This window comes from Yersinia sp. 2541 StPb PI (genome assembly GCF_052217145.1).
In the GTDB taxonomy this organism is placed as follows: Bacteria; Pseudomonadota; Gammaproteobacteria; order Enterobacterales; family Enterobacteriaceae; genus Yersinia; species Yersinia enterocolitica_E.
In genome coordinates, this window is sequence record NZ_JAZGQB010000001.1 from 2,062,712 (window position 1) to 2,079,264 (window position 16,553).

Sequence of the window (16,553 nt, forward strand, 5' to 3'; positions counted from 1 at the left end):
GCCTCTCTTCATGAGGTCAACTATCTGCATTCACTCACAGCGCTTATTGCTTCTGCTGGGGCTTCTCTGAATATGGCAGCAGTAAGTCATCCAGTATTTGCATTCTTTCTGCTACCGGAAGATATAACCAACGCGTAAACCAAGGTGTTTTGGCGGTGCATTGCTGGTGTGTTTGTTGGAAGTAGCGTTCGAGATCCGACAGATCGTCTGTAATCTTTTGCATTATATTTCTCCCCTCGTTGACCGGTGAACAAATCATAGGCAACAAAATACGGAAGAAAAACGGATGGAAAGTATTATTTTGTTCCGTATTTATCATTGTCAGGGCAAAAGCTAAATAGTGAGAGATGCACGGTAGGGGGCGGTTGCGCGTTTTTGGCGCGAGAAATGGTGGATAGCGACCAAATAAAACGCCCCGATTGCATGAACAATCGGGGCGGCGTTCCAGTAACCATTGCTACACGGAAACGGAAATTGATTATGAGCACATCCTGTAGAAATAGCAATACACCCAGCGCTACTCAAAAGCAATAGATCATAATGTAAATCATTGTTGGTGGTGATAAACACCTTTACACAACCAATGTCAGCCGTCTCTGTAGGTTTTTTGTTCCCAATTCGTTTCTTTGCCAATACCGTAATGCAGCCAACGTTAAATTAGGGGGTGAGTCCCCCTTGTTGCATTCGTTGTTCAATCCAGCGGCGAGCCTGAACAATTTCCGCCACCGGTTCCTCTGCTTTCTCCGTCCACATTTCAATCAGGAATGCGCCGCGATAATTGAGTTGATTAAGTGTCTTAAAAACATTGACGAAATCCACGCATCCTTCACCAAAAGGCACATCACGAAATTGCCCTGGTGACTGGTCAGTGACTGGATAAGTATCTTTCAGATGAATGGCTGCAATACGGTCAATTCCTATCGATAACTCATTACTGACATCATTACCCCAGGCACTCAGGTTGCCGACATCAGGATAAACCGTGAACCACGGTGAAGCGAGGCAGTTATCCCAGACCTTCCATTTACTGATCGAATTGATAAACGGCGTGTCCATTATTTCGACCGCCAACATAACCTGCGCGGCGGCTGCCTGTTGTACTGCCCATTGCAGCCCTTCGGTAAAGCGCTTTAGAGTGCCAGCATCCTGCTCTTCGTAATAGACATCATAGCCCGCCAACTGAATGGTGCGGATACCCACGTCTTTCGCCAATTGAATCGCTTGTTGCATCAAAAGGTAGGCCTGCTTTCTCAACTCGTCATCATGGCTGCCAAAAGGGAAGCGGCGATGAGCCGACAAGCACATGGAAGGGATTGCAATCCCGGTTTCTAACATGGCATCAACCAGAGATAAACGCTGTGCTTTGCTCCAACTGAGCCGCGCTAACCTTTCATCTGTTTCATCGATAGACATTTCAACAAAATCAAAACCACATGCTTTGGCTAAGGCTAAACGCTCAGGCCAGCTCAAGTGTTTAGGCAATGCTTTTTCATAAATACCTAATGGATGTTGGCGCATATTATTTCCCCCAAATAGCGTCAATGGCATGGTGGAACGCGGTGGCGGTGGCTACGGGATGTTCGGCTTCAGACAGTGCACGGCCGACAATAAAGGCACGTACCGCAATGGTGTGGAAGAGGGGTAAATCAGCAGGAGTGATACCGCCGGTAACCGACAGTTCGATTCCTAAGTCGGACAGTGTCTGCATCCTCTCTAGATCAGCCTGACTCCAGCTTTGTCCGCTGGCTTGAGCATCGCGGCCACGATGATAAATGGCTTGAGTTAACCCTAAGTCACGCCAGTTTTTAGCGTCATTTAGCGTCCAGTGGCCAAACAGTTCTATCTGGATATCGCCATCATGTTGCTTTGCCACCTCCAATGCGGCTGCCATGGTGGCGAGAGGGGCTGCGCAAATCACCGTCATCCAGTTTGCGCCGGCAGAAAATGCTTGCTGCGCCAGTGTGGCGCCCGCGTCAGCCACTTTAAGATCAGCGACCAGCGTATGTTGTGGATACCGTTGACGTAGAGTTTTGACCGCCTGAATACCTTCACTGATACACAGGATGGTACCGGCCTCGATGATATCGACATGGCGGTGCAGCAACGCGGTGGTCGCCAGTGCGGCATCAAGCCGGGTATTGTCCAGTGCGAGTTGTAATTGCGGCCTGAGGTGCTGAGTTGTCATAGTATCAATGTCCTAAATAGAGTCGGTGCCGCAACCTTGCCTGAGCAATAGAAGCTCATTGCAAAGTGCCAAGAGCAGCAACCAGTGCCTGATAGCGGAGATATTTCTCCTGATATGCTTGTCGGGCGTGCTGATCGGGTTGCAGAGTGTGCAGTTGCGGGGTTAAGGCCTGCTGAGCATCACTGAAATCGACAAAGCGCCCCGTGCCAACCATTGCCGCCAGTGATGCGCCCAGGCAACCCGTCTCCTCAACTTGCGGCAGCTCTACCGGTAACCCGCTGATGTCGGCAAACATCTGCATCCATTGCAGTGATTGAGCCGGTCCGCCGGTAATCCGTAGTGCGCTGACGGCCGAAAAGCGTTTCAGCATTCGGTTGAGGTGGGTCATATGGCTGAATACCACCCCTTCGTAGATGGCTTGCACCAGATGTTGGCGCTGGTGGAAAGATTGCATGCCATAAAATCCGGCACACATTCCTAATCCAGCGTTGGAGCCATATAAAAACGGCACAAACAGTAGCTGGCTACCTGCTTTGGGTAACTGTGCTACCCATTGATTAAGCTGTTGGTAGTCTGTTTTCCCGCCCTCAGCACCAAACCATTGGTGGGTAAACCATTCCAGATTGGCCGCAGAGGTCGGGCTGGCTTCATGTACGATGTATTTACCTGCTTCGGCATAACGGCCATAAACAAAGGGATATTCAACATCAGCTTTAAGCTGGTCGGTGATTCCCGAGGTCACCGACCAGGTCCCCATCACTGCATTTAATCGGCTTTCATCCTTCAGGCCAGCACAGAGGGCGGTAGAGACCACATCAAACAAACCGCCGACAACGGGGAGGCCAACCGGCAGACCGGTGGCATTGGCGGCAGCCTGAGTGATGGTGCCGACAATTTGTGCCGAACCCACAATCGGTGGCAGGGCTGCCATAACTTCAGGGATACCTAACAGTTGTGCCAGTGCGGGTTGATAGCCACCTTCGGCCATCGGATAGAGATTAGATTCTGAGATATTGGTCTCTTCGCAACCTAATTGGTCGGTCAGGCAGTAACGCAAATAGTCGTGGGCCATCAGAATGCTGCCAATCTGCTCATAACGGCTGGGTTGATGTTCTTTCAACCAGCGCAGCAAGGATACCGGGTGCCCGGTCCACAATGTTTGGCGGGTGATTGGATAGAGCATTTGTGGGATGCCATCTCGTTGCCACTGTTTAACCAATGACAGCGCCCGTTGGTCAGAGGATAATATGGCATTGCCTAATGGCTCACCTTTTTTATCAAGTAAAAACAGTCCCTTACCTTGAGCAGAAATGCCCACGCCCTGAATACTGCTGGGGGGAATCGTGTGGCGGGCTAACAGTTGGCGAATCACCGCACTCATTGCCTGCCATAGCACAGTCATATCGCGCTCAGCCCATCCCGGCTGGGGGCTGATAATGGCTAAATTTTGCCGCGCGATCCCGCATTCGTTACCGTCTCGGTCATACAGACCCGCTTTAATAAAGGTGCCGCCACAATCGATACCCAACCAATATTCCATTTCAGCCTCCGGTCAGCTTTTTTGTCTATTTTGGGCAGCAACAGTGCCAATAAGGAGGCGACAGCTAGTGATATAAATATCAAGTATATTTATATAAAAAGACGCCTTTCCTATTTATTATTAATGTTTAAATTTAAGGATGATTAATTTTTCATCCGAGATTATTCCGCTGGATATTTATTTAAACTCTCGAGGTTAATCCATTGGCTAAATATTTTAAGGACTCACTGCTCTTAATTCTCCTTCAAGATAAAAATAAGTATCCTGCTGAATTTTATTGATTTTAATTACATTTCTAAGATTTTTTTCCAAACCTGGTCATTAATGGGAATACCATCGCGCTGATTTTCCGCTTTAACGCGTGGGAATTTATGCCCTGGTAGACGAATAGCGACATCAGGGTTATCGCGCTCAGCTTGAGTGACATAATCACAAATGCGTTTTAATTTTTCATCGCGAGTTTTGCCATCAATCAGACGGTCGATTTCAATGGCAATAAACACTTGTGAGATACAGAATTCATCTGATTTGTCTTGCGTGACTTCGGCAACGGATAAACCGCCAGAGAGCAGGGTGGCAATCATATCCAGCACAATGGATAAACCAGAACCTTTCCAATAACCCATTGGCAGGATGCGCCGGTTTTTCTCAACAATGGCCGGATCCCGCGTGAGATTGCCGTCATTATCGAAACCACCATCCACGGGCAATGTATTGCCCGCCAATCGGTTAACTTCCAGCATGCCATAAGAGAACATCGACATAGACATATCGACCATAGTGATGGTTTCACCGGGAACGGCAATGATCAGAGGATTGGTGCCGATACGGCACTCTTTGGCTCCCCACGGCGGCATTACAGCAATTGAGTTTGTCCAGCAGATGCCAATATAACCTTGTTCTGCCGCTTGCCAGCCGTAGGCACCACCGCGCATCCAATGGTTAGCATTGCGCAAGGCCACCACCCCAATACCATGCTGATCCGCTAATACCATGGCACGATCCATCATTTGTTTGGCGGTTAAATTGCCAATAGCCTGATGAGCATCCCATTGCTCGATAGCCCCGAGTGCTAATGCCTTCGTTGGAATAGCATCAGGCACGATATCACCGGCTTCCAATTGTTGAATAAAACGTGGGAATCGATTTACGCCGTGGGAATAAACACCGTATTCAGTGGATTGCGCAAACATCTCGGCACAAGCATCAGCGGTAACTTCACTCACTTTTCGCGCCAATAGTACCCGTTTAAACTCTGCCTTTAACTGCTGGTAACTGACTCTCATTGCGCGCTCCCCTGAATAATTTAAAAATTGAAGTGTATTTTTTTGATGCGCTAAATTTCAATATACGAAATCACATTTCAAATTAATGCTATACCTCCACAGAAGTGAAGTCAAAGCAGTGCCGTAGTTAAATGTTTTTTAAAAACAATCAGTTATATTGTTTTTAGTAAAAATGTGATCACCACCTCGTTTTGTTGATTATTTAGGCAGTGTGGCGCACAGATACGACGTGGTCGTACGCAGGATAATCCTGTTTTATTATGGGGTTACGAGGGTTAATGCCGGATGAATCCGGCATGGATAGGGGGCTGGGTTATGGGTTTTTCTCAGCCATAAGTATTCACTCTGATGCGATACAGTGAAGTACCGGCAGTGATATAAAGTTCATCACCGTTCGGTCCGCCAAAAGTGCAATTTGATACCCGCTCAGGAACTGAAATCTTACCCAGTAATGTTGCTTGTGGGGTAAAAACCAGCACACCATCCGCACAACTGCAAAATAGATTGCCCGCATGATCGACACAGAATCCATCAGGGAAGCCCGGTGATATTTCTGCAAAAACACGGCCATCACCCAGTTGTAACCCAATTACGGGGTAAACCCGCAACTGCCGCCGGCCGAGGGTGGGGAAATCGACAATTGACATATCCGCCACATACAGCAGTTGTTCATCTGGCGAAAAAGCCAGCCCGTTTGGTCGCTGTAAGTCACAAGCGGCGATACGTAGTGAGCTATCTTTAGGATCGAAACAGTACAAGTAGCAGCCAATAACCTGACTTTCTGATTTATAGCCCTCGTCGTCGCCGGTAATGCCATAAGGCGGATCGGTAAACCATAAGGTACCGTCTGATTTCACTACAATGTCGTTGGGCGAGTTAAAACGCTTGCCGTCGATACGATCAACTAATAGCGTGATATTGCCTTGTATATCAGTCTGGCTGATACCGCGTCGGCCATGCTCACAACTGACAATCGAGCCATTAGCCATACGGGCATTACCATTAGCAAAGTTGGACGGTGACCGGTAGAGGCTGAGTTCGCCGTCGCGACACCAGCGAAACATCCGGTTCCCTTTTACATCACTGAATACCACCGCATTTTCTTGTGGTAACCAGACCGGCCCTTCCGCCCAGATAGCTGGGGAGCATAAACATTCCAGTGGGCTATCGGCGGCCAACACCGCCGATAATTCACCAATACCTGTCTCAGCCAGCGTTAACGTGGTCATGGTTGCTGCCTCCGACGGCGTATTTACGCCTGACTTATTTCACGCCCCAAATAGCTTTATAGTGACCCTGATAATCGTTCTGTGGGTCAAACATCTGTTTATCACCCCCGTCGCTGCTTATGTTGTCGCGGGTAACCAAATGAGCAGGAGTCACGTAGCCAGAGGGAGGCTGTTTGGCGAATGCACGGTTAAATTCATCCAGTAGTTGCCAGCCATGCAGCTTCAACGGCTCCGGCACCGTAGCTGACTGGCTGTCGCCAGAGCGGATGCGTTGATAGGCAGAAATAGAGCCATCCCCCGCCGAAATATTGTAAGGCGCGTTCTTGCCACCTTTACCAGCCGTTTTCAGGGCAGGGGCCATAAAATCAAAGTAGAGGTCGTTAATTGCTAAAGCGTATTGGAAGTTGTCACCGTATTTTTGTAACAGGCTGAAAGTCATTGCTGGCATACGGTTGGCGGTATCTGCCAACGGGGTATCAATAAATTCAATCACCTGGCATCCGGTGCATTTCTCAATGGTTTGTTTCATCACATTGGCTTTGTCCAACGCGATTTGATACAGCGAATCAGTGAAAATCAGTACCTTAGCCTGACCTTCTGATTTTGCTACGGCATACAGTGCAGCAATACGGGCTACATCATTGGAGTCGGAGGTAACATTATAAAAAATATTGTAATTCTTCACCGGACCCGGCTCTGGGACGGCATGCCAGGCGGTCAGCACAATACCTTGTGCAATGGCTTTTTTGAGTGGTATTTTCGCGACATTGGGATTCCAACCACCGATAACAATACCGTCAGGTTTTTGTGCAATCGCCTGATTTAATGATGATAACTGATCTTTAACCGAGCCTCCGCCATCAAGTGTTTCCAGCTTCCAGCCAGCGGCTTTGGCCGCTTGTGATAAGCCTTCTTGTACTCCTTGCACGCCGCCGTTTTTCATATCAGAAGCAATAAAAATAATATGCTTATTGGGTTGCAGTGCTGGGCCACTGGTGGGGCCATCCCATTCAGTCACCGTTGATGTGGCCTTACTGACTGCGGCCTTGGCTTCATCAAGATAGCTGTCAGCCCAGCCGGGTAATGCTGTGGTAAATAGCGTGGTAAAAACTAAGCCCTGTAGTATCAAATTGCGTTTCATATTCTGTTCCTTGGTGAGGTTAAGAATTTGTAGCTTTTTTAGTGTTGCCCGGCGTTTGGCTGGGCTTGACGGCTTTTTGATTCAATAATCTGCGCCGTTGGGCATAACCGGCTAAGGTGATGGAAAGCAGCAATGTGGCACCGTTAAACAAGGGTTCAACCCAGAACTCGCCACCGAATTGCTGAATACCTGCAATACCAATTGCCAGAATCGCAATCCCTACTACCGTTCCCCATACATTGACCCGGCCTGGGCGGATGGTGGTACTACCGAGGAAGGCACCGACCAGTGCTGGTAACAGATAGTCCATACCGACACTGGCCTGGCCAACCCCTTGCTCCGAGGCGATGAGCACACCACTGAATCCGGTCAACACGCTGGAGGTGATAAATGCACCGACAGTAAAACGGTTGACCGAAATTCCGTTAAGCCGGGCGGCTGCGGGATTCCCACCCACGGCATACATACAGCGGCCAAGCGGGGTATGTTCGGTAATGAGCCACAGCACCACGGCGATAATCAATACATAGAATGCAACAATAGGAATGCCGAATATCTCGGTATGGTGCAGTGCAATAAAAGCATCAGGAAGATCACCGACTATCTGACGGCCACCTGAGTGCCATAACGCGATGGCGTAAAGCACGGTGCCGGAGCCTAAGGTCGCCACAAAGCTATCAATGTCGGCTAATGCTACCAATATGCCGTTTAATAGCCCGTAAAGTGCCGAAATTATCAATACGGTTATGACGGCAGCCTGCCAAGAAAAACCGTATTGCACTTGCAGGGTTATCGCCAGAATGTGCCAGAGCACAATACCGAAACCGACGTTTAAATCGATCTTGCCGACAATCATCGGAATAGTGGCGGCCAGTGCCAGCAAAGCAATTTTTGATTTACTGGACAAAATGGCCTGCAAAGTGAGCATGGAAGCAAACGACGGGGTGGTCAGTGAGAACACCAGCACCAATAAAATACACAATAATAGTAAGCCGTAGCGCGTCATGGCCTGCATGGACCAGGCACCGAAACCGTGTTCACTCAGGCTGACTCGTTGTTCAAGCGCTGTCGATTTTATGGATGTTTTAGACATAACACTCTCCGAAACCTGAGCACCACAATGACACCGCGAGGGGCGATGTAACCATTAGCACAGGTCGCTGTTTTAAACGGATGTAACTTCCCCGGTGCTGGCAGACGCCAACTCCAATAAATTAGCGAACGAGACCTGCTGGTTACGCAGTTCACCAACCACTTCGCCACGGTTAAACACCAATGCCCGATTACAGATATGTGCGATCTCCTCTAAATCATTGGAAATCACCAAAACCGCCACACCTTCTGCTAATGATTTGTTTAATAAGTGATAAATTTCAGCACGCGCGCCAACATCCACGCCAGCAGTTGGATCTTCAAGGATCAGTAATGGCGCGCCCAGGTGCATCCAGCGTGCCATGACCACTTTTTGTTGGTTACCGCCGGAAAGGGCACTGATATCAATATTTACGTCTTTAGGTCGGACATCGAATAACTGCACTTTCCACCAACTTTCCCCCATTTCGCTGCGGGTGCTATAACGGGAAAGTAATTTGTGACCGCTGGCAATTGGGTTAATGAATAGGTTTTCGCGCACCGACATCGACATCACCAGACTTTCACCGGTGCGGTCACCGGCCACCAGGGAAACACCTGCTGCCATAGCTTGCTGCGGTGAGGCGGCGGTATAGGGGCGGTCGCGGAAAATAATTTCACCCTGATCACAATGGCGTAAACCAAATAGCAGGCGGCCTAACTCTTCTTGGCCCGCTCCTCTTAGCCCCGCTAGTGCCAGCATTTCGCCTGGTTGTAGGCTGAAAGTAACCGGGCCAATCTCACCTACCACCACCGCGTTAAGCTGTAATACAGGTTTACTGGCTTCAGGTAACGGTTCACGCTGGGAGTCGCCCATGGCTTCACCAACAATCATTTGCACCAGATCACGCAATGAGTAATCGGCGGTATTCCCACCCGCAACATAGCGTCCATCCCGCATCACACACACCCGGTCGGCAATTTCAATCACTTCATCCAAACGATGAGTGACATAAATCATGCCAACATGTTTATCCCTCAGGCGGTTAATCACTTCAAATAAATGGCGGACATCGTTGGCGGGTAGAGAGGCGGTCGGCTCATCCAACACCAATAGTTCGGCATTAACCGCAACGGCGCGGGCAATGGCCAATAATGACTTTTCAGTGCGCGACAGTTCAAACACGCGCGCATCAGGTGAGAGGTCAATGCCGATATCCTGTAAAGCCCGACTGGCTTGCTGGCGAATAGCTGACCAATTAATCAGACCGAATCGACGCGGAAACCCCATCACCAACGCCATATTTTCGGCAACGGTCATCCAGTCAATTAGCCCTAAATCCTGATGGATAAAAGCAATAGGCTGACGAGTATCACTTTTAATTTCTGCGGCAGAACGTATGTTATTTCCCTGGAACAGAATATCGCCACTGTCCCGTGGGTAGACGCCCGCCAATACTTTGATTAGAGTGGATTTTCCTGCGCCGTTTTCGCCGAGCAATGCCAGTACTTCGCCTGGCATAACATCAAGACTGACATCGTTGACCGCAATATTGCCGCCAAATCCTTTGATGATATGGCGCATCGAGAGAATGGGTTGGCCCAATTCAGTGGTATTCATCAGTGTGACGCCCCTTATCCGGTGAATGTCTTGAGTGAAAGCATTCGCGATTTAGTGGTTATCGAGCATAAACTAGACTTTATATTTCAACATACGAAATCTGATTTCAAAAATAATATGCTGATATCTTCGCTAAAGCAAAAGAAGTGATGAATTAAGTTGCTATAAAAAACAAGTAGTTATTTATTTGTTTGTGGAAATGTGACGAACTACGCACTTCTTATGTTGGATAAATGTTGCGAGATACAGCGCCAGGGATGATAACGAAACACTGTTTCGTGCTTCACACAGACTGCGGCTTTGGAGTACCATTTCATGCTAAACAACAAGGATATCGTCTATGGCCCTTATACTCACAGATGACAAGAAAGATAAGCCGTTAGGCAGCCAAAGTCTGTTCCGCGGGCTGCAACTGATTGAGATATTAAGTAATTACCCTAATGGCTGCCCATTGGCGCATCTATCTGAATTGGCCGGGATGAACAAAAGTACCGTTCATCGGTTATTGCAAGGGCTACATACCTGTGGCTATGTCACTCAGGCGCCTTCTCCAGGCAGTTATCGGCTGACAACCAAGTTCATCTCAATTGGCCAAAAAGCACTGTCATCACTGAATATTATCCATGTCGCGGCCCCACATTTAGAACAACTCAATCTTGAGCTTGGTGAGACAGTCAATTTTTCAACCCGCGAAGATGACCACGTTATCCTGATTTATAAGTTAGAACCTACCACTGGCATGATGCGCACCCGCGCTTATATCGGGCAGCATATGCCACTGTACTGCTCGGCGATGGGTAAGATATTTATGGCGTACGGTAAAAGTGACTATCCAGATGATTATTGGCAGATCCATCAGCATGAGATTCAGCCGCTGACGCACAATACCATCACCGAATTACCCAAAATGTACCAGGAACTGGCAGATATTCGTCAAGCGGGGCTGGCGATGGATCGTGAAGAGAATGAGCTAGGTGTATCTTGTGTGGCGGCTCCTGTTTTTGATATTCAGCAACGGGTACCGTACTCCGTTTCAGTTTCCCTGCCCACAGCCAAACTGCAACAGGTGGGGGTAAAAACCCTAATTAAACCTATTCTGGCTACGGCCCAGCGTATTTCGCAGGAATTGGGGTTTGTGACACCGTAACATATAATTTGTCTGTATGGGGTATTCCAGTGGTCGGGATACCTCATATCAGTTGTTTGTCTTTAGCTATTATCGAAATTCCTAATTCTAAAACAGACACATTTTTTATCAGCAGAACGCGTTTTAGCCATTGGGAGCACGGTATGGTTGGCCCATTTATTAACAGTGCAGGCATTATCCTGGGGGGGATAGTTGGCGTATTACTAGCGCGTCATGTCCCTAAGCGTTTACAGGAAGGGTTACCGGCTACGTTTGCGCTAGCTTCTATCTCCATCGGTATTGTGATGGTGGTAAAAGTACATTTTATGCCAGCGGTTATTTTGGCGTTGATTATCGGGACAGCCGTGGGGGAGTTATTATCCCTTGAGCAGGGGGTAAAATGGGGGGCAAATAAAACCCGTATAATGTTGGAACGAGTTATTCCATCACGCAGTACATTGCCGCCGCAGGAGTTTGCGCAGAGTTTCACCGCGATGATTGTGCTGTTTTGTGCTAGTGGACTGGGAGTTGTCGGTTCGTTGACTGAAGGCATTACTGGTGATTTTCAACTGCTATTTGTCAAAGCGTTAATGGACTTTTTCACCGCGCTGATATTCTCCATCTCGCTCGGTATCGCGCTGGTGGCTATTGCTGTGCCGCAATTGTTGCTCCAAATTGCATTGGTTTTGTTGGCTAAACTGATTATGCCGTATATGGATGATATTGCCTTTGCTGATTTTTCCGCCTGCGGTGGGATTATTATGATTGCAGTGGGGTTACGTATTGCACAAATTAAAATATTCGCGGTGGTGAATTTCCTGCCCGCGCTATTGTTTGTGGTACCCATATCCTATTTATGGCGCTACTTGATGGGATAATCTGTGGAGCGGAAAGATGATTTCTAAAACGGTAGGCTTCTCTGCACAGATTTATCATTGAAGCGACCGTTTCAGATTTATTTAGTTGACTGTTTTAATTGGTTATTTTTCTAATTAGCCAATTTTCCGGCACAAAAACTTACCCTTAATCACGCCATCAAAAAAACGACCTTTCGAAACCACGGACATAAAATTCTGATGAACGCGCTCCGGGACGCCAAGATATTGATAAATCCCTTGTTCGCGAAATTGTATCTCCAGCATGCGATTTTCAGGATCATAACCAATCGACAGAATTCTGGAAGATGTAACAGGTTGTCGCTGCACTAGTTGACCCTCAGTTGTACGGTATTGATATTATAGTGATCGTAGAGCAGTTTGAGCTTGATAACTTTGTCGGTGATCATTATCACCGTTTGGCTGTAGTATTAATAGATTATTCGCTAGGTATTATTCTATCCGTGACGACCGATTGCGGAGATACATCCTCTTTATTGGCATTGGGTCGATCATGCCAGGAGCGGATTGTACTGCCATTCTAAATACAAAAACCGGGCGTAATTGCCCAGTCTATTCTAAGGCTGAAACCAATCATCAGCACTTTCCCATGTTTCTTGTAAAATTTCTTCTACCGCTTTCTTATCATCTGGCGCACCACCTAGAACTGATAGACCATCAGCGCCCGCAAACCTTACTTTCACATCAATATGGTCAAATTTCCTCCCAAGCCGCTTATCCAACTCCTCAGTGAGTGCGTCGGTGTATCCTGCCGGGAATTTATTGATATTTAGCTTATCTATTGTCACTTCGATACGTAGCATGATGTTGCCCTTAACTGTGATAGCCGTTGCTAGTGTGGCTGGTCGTTCCCCGATTCGATGTAGTCTACGCGTTTTTGTCATGCTCTAATCAGTTCATTAGTCGCAATATGGCAAATTCGCCGAGGGTAACGTCGACAGTAACATCGCTGAGTGAAGTGACCAATTATCAGATAATTATCACTCTTTAACGGGGCAGGGATGCCTGATAAAGAAATCATTCTGAGTGGATAAACCAATAATGAGGATGTTAGTATGGTTCGTCCGTTATAGCGTCACACCCTATGTGCAAACAAGTTGTGTACATATGAGTGTATATATCAGGCAAAGTAAAGTCGGATAGCGTTTATAACATATTGATTTTAAATAGTATTAGAATTTTGCATGTGATCTGTCGTGTGGGTCACCACTGTAGATAAGGAATTAGAATGCCCGTTATTACCCTTCCTGACGGCAGTCAGCGTCATTTCGATCACGCCGTTTCTGCTCTCGATGTTGCCTTGGATATCGGCCCTGGTTTGGCAAAAGCCTGTATTGCTGGTCGAGTTAATGGCGAACTGGTCGATGCCAGAGACTTGATCGAATCTGATGCCCAACTGGCTATTATCACCACCAAAGATGCTGAAGGTCTGGAGATTCTCCGCCACTCTTGTGCACACTTATTGGGGCACGCAATCAAGCAACTTTGGCCTGATACCAAAATGGCCATCGGCCCGGTTATCGACAACGGTTTCTATTACGATGTAGATATCGACCGCACCTTGACGCAGGAAGATCTGGATCTGCTGGAGAAGCGGATGCATGAACTTGCCGATAAAGATTACGATGTAATTAAGAAGAAAGTCAGTTGGCAAGAAGCCCGCGACACTTTTGCTGCTCGTGGTGAAGATTATAAAGTGGCGATTCTCGATGAGAATATTAGCCGCGATGATCATCCTGGTTTGTATCACCATGAAGAATACGTTGATATGTGCCGTGGCCCGCACGTACCGAATATGCGTTTCTGCCATCACTTTAAATTGCAGAAAACATCCGGTGCTTATTGGCGTGGCGATAGCAAAAATAAAATGCTGCAACGTATTTATGGCACGGCTTGGGGTGATAAGAAGCAACTAAATGCTTATCTGCAACGTCTGGAAGAAGCGGGCAAACGCGACCATCGTAAGATTGGTAAGCAATTGGACCTTTACCACATGCAGGAAGAAGCACCAGGTATGGTGTTCTGGCATAACGACGGTTGGACTATCTTCCGTGAACTGGAAACTTTTGTGCGGACCAAGCTCAAAGAGTACCAGTATCAGGAAGTGAAAGGGCCGTTTATGATGGACCGCGTACTGTGGGAAAAAACCGGACATTGGGAAAACTATGCTGAGCATATGTTCACCACATCGTCTGAAAACCGCGAGTATTGCATCAAGCCAATGAACTGCCCAGGGCACGTGCAGATTTTCAACCAAGGGTTGAAATCATACCGTGACTTGCCATTACGTATGGCTGAGTTCGGTAGCTGCCACCGTAATGAGCCTTCAGGCGCACTGCATGGTTTAATGCGCGTCCGTGGTTTCACTCAGGATGATGCACACATTTTCTGTACCGAAGAGCAGGTTCGCGATGAAGTGAATAGCTGTATCAAGATGGTGTACGACATGTACAGCACTTTTGGCTTCGAGAAAATTGTGGTTAAGCTGTCTACCCGCCCTGAAAAACGGATTGGGAGTGATGATCTGTGGACACGTGCCGAAGATGATTTGGCCGCTGCGCTGACTGAAAATGGTATTCCATTTGATTATCAGCCGGGTGAGGGAGCGTTTTACGGTCCGAAAATTGAGTTTACCTTGCATGATTGTTTGGATCGCGCGTGGCAGTGTGGTACCGTACAGCTCGATTTCTCATTACCGGGCCGCTTAAGTGCGTCTTACATCGGCGAAAATAACGATCGTCAGGTGCCAGTAATGATTCACCGGGCTATTTTGGGGTCAATGGAGCGCTTTATCGGTATTTTAACCGAAGAGTATGCAGGCTTCTTCCCAACGTGGTTAGCTCCGGTACAAGTCGTGGTGATGAATATCACCGATAGTCAGTCTGATTATGTCCAACAAGTGACCAAAAAACTGCAAGATGCAGGGATTAGGGCAAAAGCGGACTTGAGAAATGAGAAGATTGGCTTTAAAATTCGTGAACATACGTTGCGTCGGGTTCCATATATGTTGGTCTGTGGCGATAAAGAGGTCGAATCAGGCAAAATTGCCGTTCGTACCCGCCGTGGTAAAGACTTAGGAAGCTTGGACGTCAACGTGGTCGTAGACCAGCTGCTAGCAGAAATTCGCAGCCGTAGTCTTCATCAACTGGAGGAATAAAGTATTAAAGGCGGAAAACGAGTTCAACCGGCGCGTCCTAATCGCATCAACAAAGAGATTCGCGCCACAGAAGTTCGCTTAACAGGCGTCGATGGTGAGCAGATTGGCATTGTCAGTCTGAATGAAGCTCTTGAAAAAGCTGAGGAAGCTGGTGTTGATTTAGTAGAAATCAGTCCGAATGCCGAGCCGCCGGTTTGCCGAATCATGGATTACGGCAAATTCCTCTATGAGAAGAGCAAGTCGACAAAAGAACAGAAGAAGAAGCAAAAAGTCATACAGGTCAAGGAAATCAAATTCCGTCCTGGTACCGATGATGGCGACTATCAGGTCAAACTACGCAACCTGATTCGCTTTCTGGAAGATGGCGATAAAGCCAAAATCACCCTGCGATTCCGTGGGCGTGAAATGGCGCACCAGCAGATCGGCATGGAAGTCCTTAACCGTGTCAAAAAAGATCTGACTGAAGATTCTGATTTGGCTGTCGTGGAGTCTTTCCCGACTCGTATCGAAGGCCGTCAGATGATCATGGTGCTCGCACCTAAGAAGAGACAGTAAGGCACTCAAGTAATAGGCCTCTTTCTGATTGCAGAGTAGGGGTCTGTTCGCCTAGCTAGCTCGTTGTAATTAACAATGCGAAGTGGATATATTCAATGCCAAAAATTAAGACAGTACGCGGCGCCGCTAAGCGCTTTAAAAAAACCGGTGCCGGTGGTTTTAAGCGTAAGCATGCCAACCTGCGTCATATTTTGACCAAAAAAGCTACTAAGCGTAAACGTCATTTACGTCCAAAAGGCATGGTATCTAAGAACGATCTAGGTTTGGTCGTAGCATGTCTGCCATACGCATAAGTAATTTTGGTTTGAATTAAGACGATAGGAGAAGTAAATGGCTCGCGTAAAACGTGGTGTGGTAGCTCGTGCACGTCACAAAAAAATATTAAAGCAGGCGAAAGGTTACTACGGTGCCCGTTCGCGCGTTTATCGTGTTGCTTTCCAGGCAGTAATCAAGGCAGGCCAATACGCCTACCGTGACCGCCGTCAACGGAAGCGTCAATTCCGCCAACTGTGGATTGCACGTATCAACGCAGCTGCTCGTCAGAATGGTCTGTCTTACAGCCGTTTCATCAATGGTCTGAAAAAGGCTTCTGTTGAGATTGACCGTAAGATCCTGGCTGACATCGCAGTATTCGATAAAGTGGCATTCTCTGCACTGGTCGAAAAAGCGAAAGTAGCTCTGGCGTAAGTCAGAATTGAAGAGGGAGCTTGTCTCCCTCTTTTAATCTTTATCTTCTTGGTAAGAAG

At 47.7% G+C, this 16,553-nt stretch carries 17 protein-coding genes; 6 read left to right on the forward strand and 11 right to left on the reverse strand.

All coding sequences use genetic code 11. From position 1 onward, the window contains the following. Positions 1-43: 43 nt before the first annotated feature. The 9 genes from V1953_RS09140 to V1953_RS09180 form a co-directional block, all read right to left on the reverse strand. On the reverse strand, positions 44-223 hold the full coding sequence (locus V1953_RS09140; protein WP_083163601.1) for a hypothetical protein: 180 nt from the start codon (positions 221-223) through the stop codon (positions 44-46). 434 nt (positions 224-657) lie between these two features. Continuing rightward, positions 658-1,518, reverse strand: a complete 861-nt coding sequence (locus V1953_RS09145; protein ID WP_083158686.1) for an L-ribulose-5-phosphate 3-epimerase — start codon at positions 1,516-1,518, stop codon at positions 658-660. A gap of 1 nt (position 1,519) precedes the next feature. Continuing rightward, the gene (ulaD, locus tag V1953_RS09150) at positions 1,520-2,185 is read right to left on the reverse strand and encodes a 3-keto-L-gulonate-6-phosphate decarboxylase UlaD (RefSeq protein WP_083158687.1); all 666 of its coding nucleotides are present in this window, start codon (positions 2,183-2,185) and stop codon (positions 1,520-1,522) included. A 55-nt stretch (positions 2,186-2,240) separates the two neighbouring features. After that, positions 2,241-3,725, reverse strand: coding sequence for an FGGY-family carbohydrate kinase (locus tag V1953_RS09155; RefSeq protein ID WP_372569240.1), 1,485 nt, complete (start codon positions 3,723-3,725; stop codon positions 2,241-2,243). A gap of 287 nt (positions 3,726-4,012) precedes the next feature. Continuing rightward, positions 4,013-5,011 (reverse strand): 3-dehydro-L-gulonate 2-dehydrogenase, encoded by a 999-nt coding sequence (yiaK, locus tag V1953_RS09160; protein ID WP_083158689.1) that lies wholly within the window; start codon positions 5,009-5,011, stop codon positions 4,013-4,015. A 326-nt stretch (positions 5,012-5,337) separates the two neighbouring features. Beyond that, on the reverse strand, positions 5,338-6,240 hold the full coding sequence (locus V1953_RS09165; RefSeq protein WP_227746531.1) for an SMP-30/gluconolactonase/LRE family protein: 903 nt from the start codon (positions 6,238-6,240) through the stop codon (positions 5,338-5,340). A 34-nt stretch (positions 6,241-6,274) separates the two neighbouring features. Beyond that, on the reverse strand, positions 6,275-7,381 hold the full coding sequence (locus V1953_RS09170) for an ABC transporter substrate-binding protein (RefSeq protein ID WP_083158690.1): 1,107 nt from the start codon (positions 7,379-7,381) through the stop codon (positions 6,275-6,277). Positions 7,382-7,400: 19 nt separating this feature from the next. Next, on the reverse strand, positions 7,401-8,474 hold the full coding sequence (locus V1953_RS09175) for an ABC transporter permease (protein WP_372559151.1): 1,074 nt from the start codon (positions 8,472-8,474) through the stop codon (positions 7,401-7,403). Between the two features lie 72 nt (positions 8,475-8,546). Continuing rightward, a complete protein-coding gene (locus tag V1953_RS09180; RefSeq protein ID WP_420071741.1) occupies positions 8,547-10,073 on the reverse strand; it encodes a sugar ABC transporter ATP-binding protein in 1,527 nt (508 codons plus the stop codon). A gap of 340 nt (positions 10,074-10,413) precedes the next feature. On the opposite strand from V1953_RS09180, the gene V1953_RS09185 reads away from it, so the two are divergent. Continuing rightward, positions 10,414-11,220: an IclR family transcriptional regulator gene (locus V1953_RS09185; protein WP_442850842.1), complete on the forward strand. Its 807-nt coding sequence runs from the start codon at positions 10,414-10,416 to the stop codon at positions 11,218-11,220. 143 nt (positions 11,221-11,363) lie between these two features. After that, positions 11,364-12,077 carry a DUF554 domain-containing protein gene (locus V1953_RS09190; protein ID WP_442850843.1) on the forward strand — a complete coding sequence of 238 codons (714 nt, stop codon included), beginning with the start codon at positions 11,364-11,366 and terminating at the stop codon, positions 12,075-12,077. Positions 12,078-12,191: 114 nt separating this feature from the next. Here the strand turns inward: V1953_RS09190 and V1953_RS09195 are convergent, their stop codons facing one another. Both V1953_RS09195 and V1953_RS09200 read right to left on the reverse strand, forming a co-directional pair. Then, positions 12,192-12,404 carry a KTSC domain-containing protein gene (locus tag V1953_RS09195; RefSeq protein WP_005161573.1) on the reverse strand — a complete coding sequence of 71 codons (213 nt, stop codon included), beginning with the start codon at positions 12,402-12,404 and terminating at the stop codon, positions 12,192-12,194. 248 nt (positions 12,405-12,652) lie between these two features. Next, positions 12,653-12,898: a DinI-like family protein gene (locus tag V1953_RS09200; protein WP_083163607.1), complete on the reverse strand. Its 246-nt coding sequence runs from the start codon at positions 12,896-12,898 to the stop codon at positions 12,653-12,655. A gap of 425 nt (positions 12,899-13,323) precedes the next feature. Between V1953_RS09200 and thrS the strand changes: the two genes are divergently transcribed. From thrS to rplT, 4 genes are all read left to right on the forward strand, one after another. Next, positions 13,324-15,252: a threonine--tRNA ligase gene (gene thrS, locus V1953_RS09205; protein WP_083158695.1), complete on the forward strand. Its 1,929-nt coding sequence runs from the start codon at positions 13,324-13,326 to the stop codon at positions 15,250-15,252. A 3-nt stretch (positions 15,253-15,255) separates the two neighbouring features. After that, positions 15,256-15,807 carry a translation initiation factor IF-3 gene (gene infC, locus V1953_RS09210; RefSeq protein ID WP_011816226.1) on the forward strand — a complete coding sequence of 184 codons (552 nt, stop codon included), beginning with the start codon at positions 15,256-15,258 and terminating at the stop codon, positions 15,805-15,807. 95 nt (positions 15,808-15,902) lie between these two features. Beyond that, the gene (gene rpmI / locus V1953_RS09215) at positions 15,903-16,100 is read left to right on the forward strand and encodes a 50S ribosomal protein L35 (RefSeq protein WP_004713020.1); all 198 of its coding nucleotides are present in this window, start codon (positions 15,903-15,905) and stop codon (positions 16,098-16,100) included. 37 nt (positions 16,101-16,137) lie between these two features. Further along, on the forward strand, positions 16,138-16,494 hold the full coding sequence (rplT, locus tag V1953_RS09220) for a 50S ribosomal protein L20 (RefSeq protein ID WP_004706556.1): 357 nt from the start codon (positions 16,138-16,140) through the stop codon (positions 16,492-16,494). The last annotated feature ends 59 nt before the right edge of the window (positions 16,495-16,553 follow it).

Excerpts from the sequence above, each read along its gene's own strand:
- V1953_RS09140 (WP_083163601.1), bottom strand. The coding sequence starts at position 223 with ATGCAAAAGATTACAGACGATCTGTCGGATCTCGAACGCTACTTCCAA.
- V1953_RS09145 (WP_083158686.1), bottom strand. The coding sequence starts at position 1,518 with ATGCGCCAACATCCATTAGGTATTTATGAAAAAGCATTGCCTAAACAC.
- ulaD (WP_083158687.1), bottom strand. The coding sequence starts at position 2,185 with ATGACAACTCAGCACCTCAGGCCGCAATTACAACTCGCACTGGACAAT.
- V1953_RS09155 (WP_372569240.1), bottom strand. The coding sequence starts at position 3,725 with ATGGAATATTGGTTGGGTATCGATTGTGGCGGCACCTTTATTAAAGCG.
- yiaK (WP_083158689.1), bottom strand. The coding sequence starts at position 5,011 with ATGAGAGTCAGTTACCAGCAGTTAAAGGCAGAGTTTAAACGGGTACTA.
- V1953_RS09165 (WP_227746531.1), bottom strand. The coding sequence starts at position 6,240 with ATGACCACGTTAACGCTGGCTGAGACAGGTATTGGTGAATTATCGGCG.
- V1953_RS09170 (WP_083158690.1), bottom strand. The coding sequence starts at position 7,381 with ATGAAACGCAATTTGATACTACAGGGCTTAGTTTTTACCACGCTATTT.
- V1953_RS09175 (WP_372559151.1), bottom strand. The coding sequence starts at position 8,474 with ATGTCTAAAACATCCATAAAATCGACAGCGCTTGAACAACGAGTCAGC.
- V1953_RS09180 (WP_420071741.1), bottom strand. The coding sequence starts at position 10,073 with ATGAATACCACTGAATTGGGCCAACCCATTCTCTCGATGCGCCATATC.
- V1953_RS09185 (WP_442850842.1), top strand. The coding sequence starts at position 10,414 with ATGGCCCTTATACTCACAGATGACAAGAAAGATAAGCCGTTAGGCAGC.
- V1953_RS09190 (WP_442850843.1), top strand. The coding sequence starts at position 11,364 with ATGGTTGGCCCATTTATTAACAGTGCAGGCATTATCCTGGGGGGGATA.
- V1953_RS09200 (WP_083163607.1), bottom strand. The coding sequence starts at position 12,898 with ATGCTACGTATCGAAGTGACAATAGATAAGCTAAATATCAATAAATTC.
- thrS (WP_083158695.1), top strand. The coding sequence starts at position 13,324 with ATGCCCGTTATTACCCTTCCTGACGGCAGTCAGCGTCATTTCGATCAC.
- rpmI (WP_004713020.1), top strand. The coding sequence starts at position 15,903 with ATGCCAAAAATTAAGACAGTACGCGGCGCCGCTAAGCGCTTTAAAAAA.
- rplT (WP_004706556.1), top strand. The coding sequence starts at position 16,138 with ATGGCTCGCGTAAAACGTGGTGTGGTAGCTCGTGCACGTCACAAAAAA.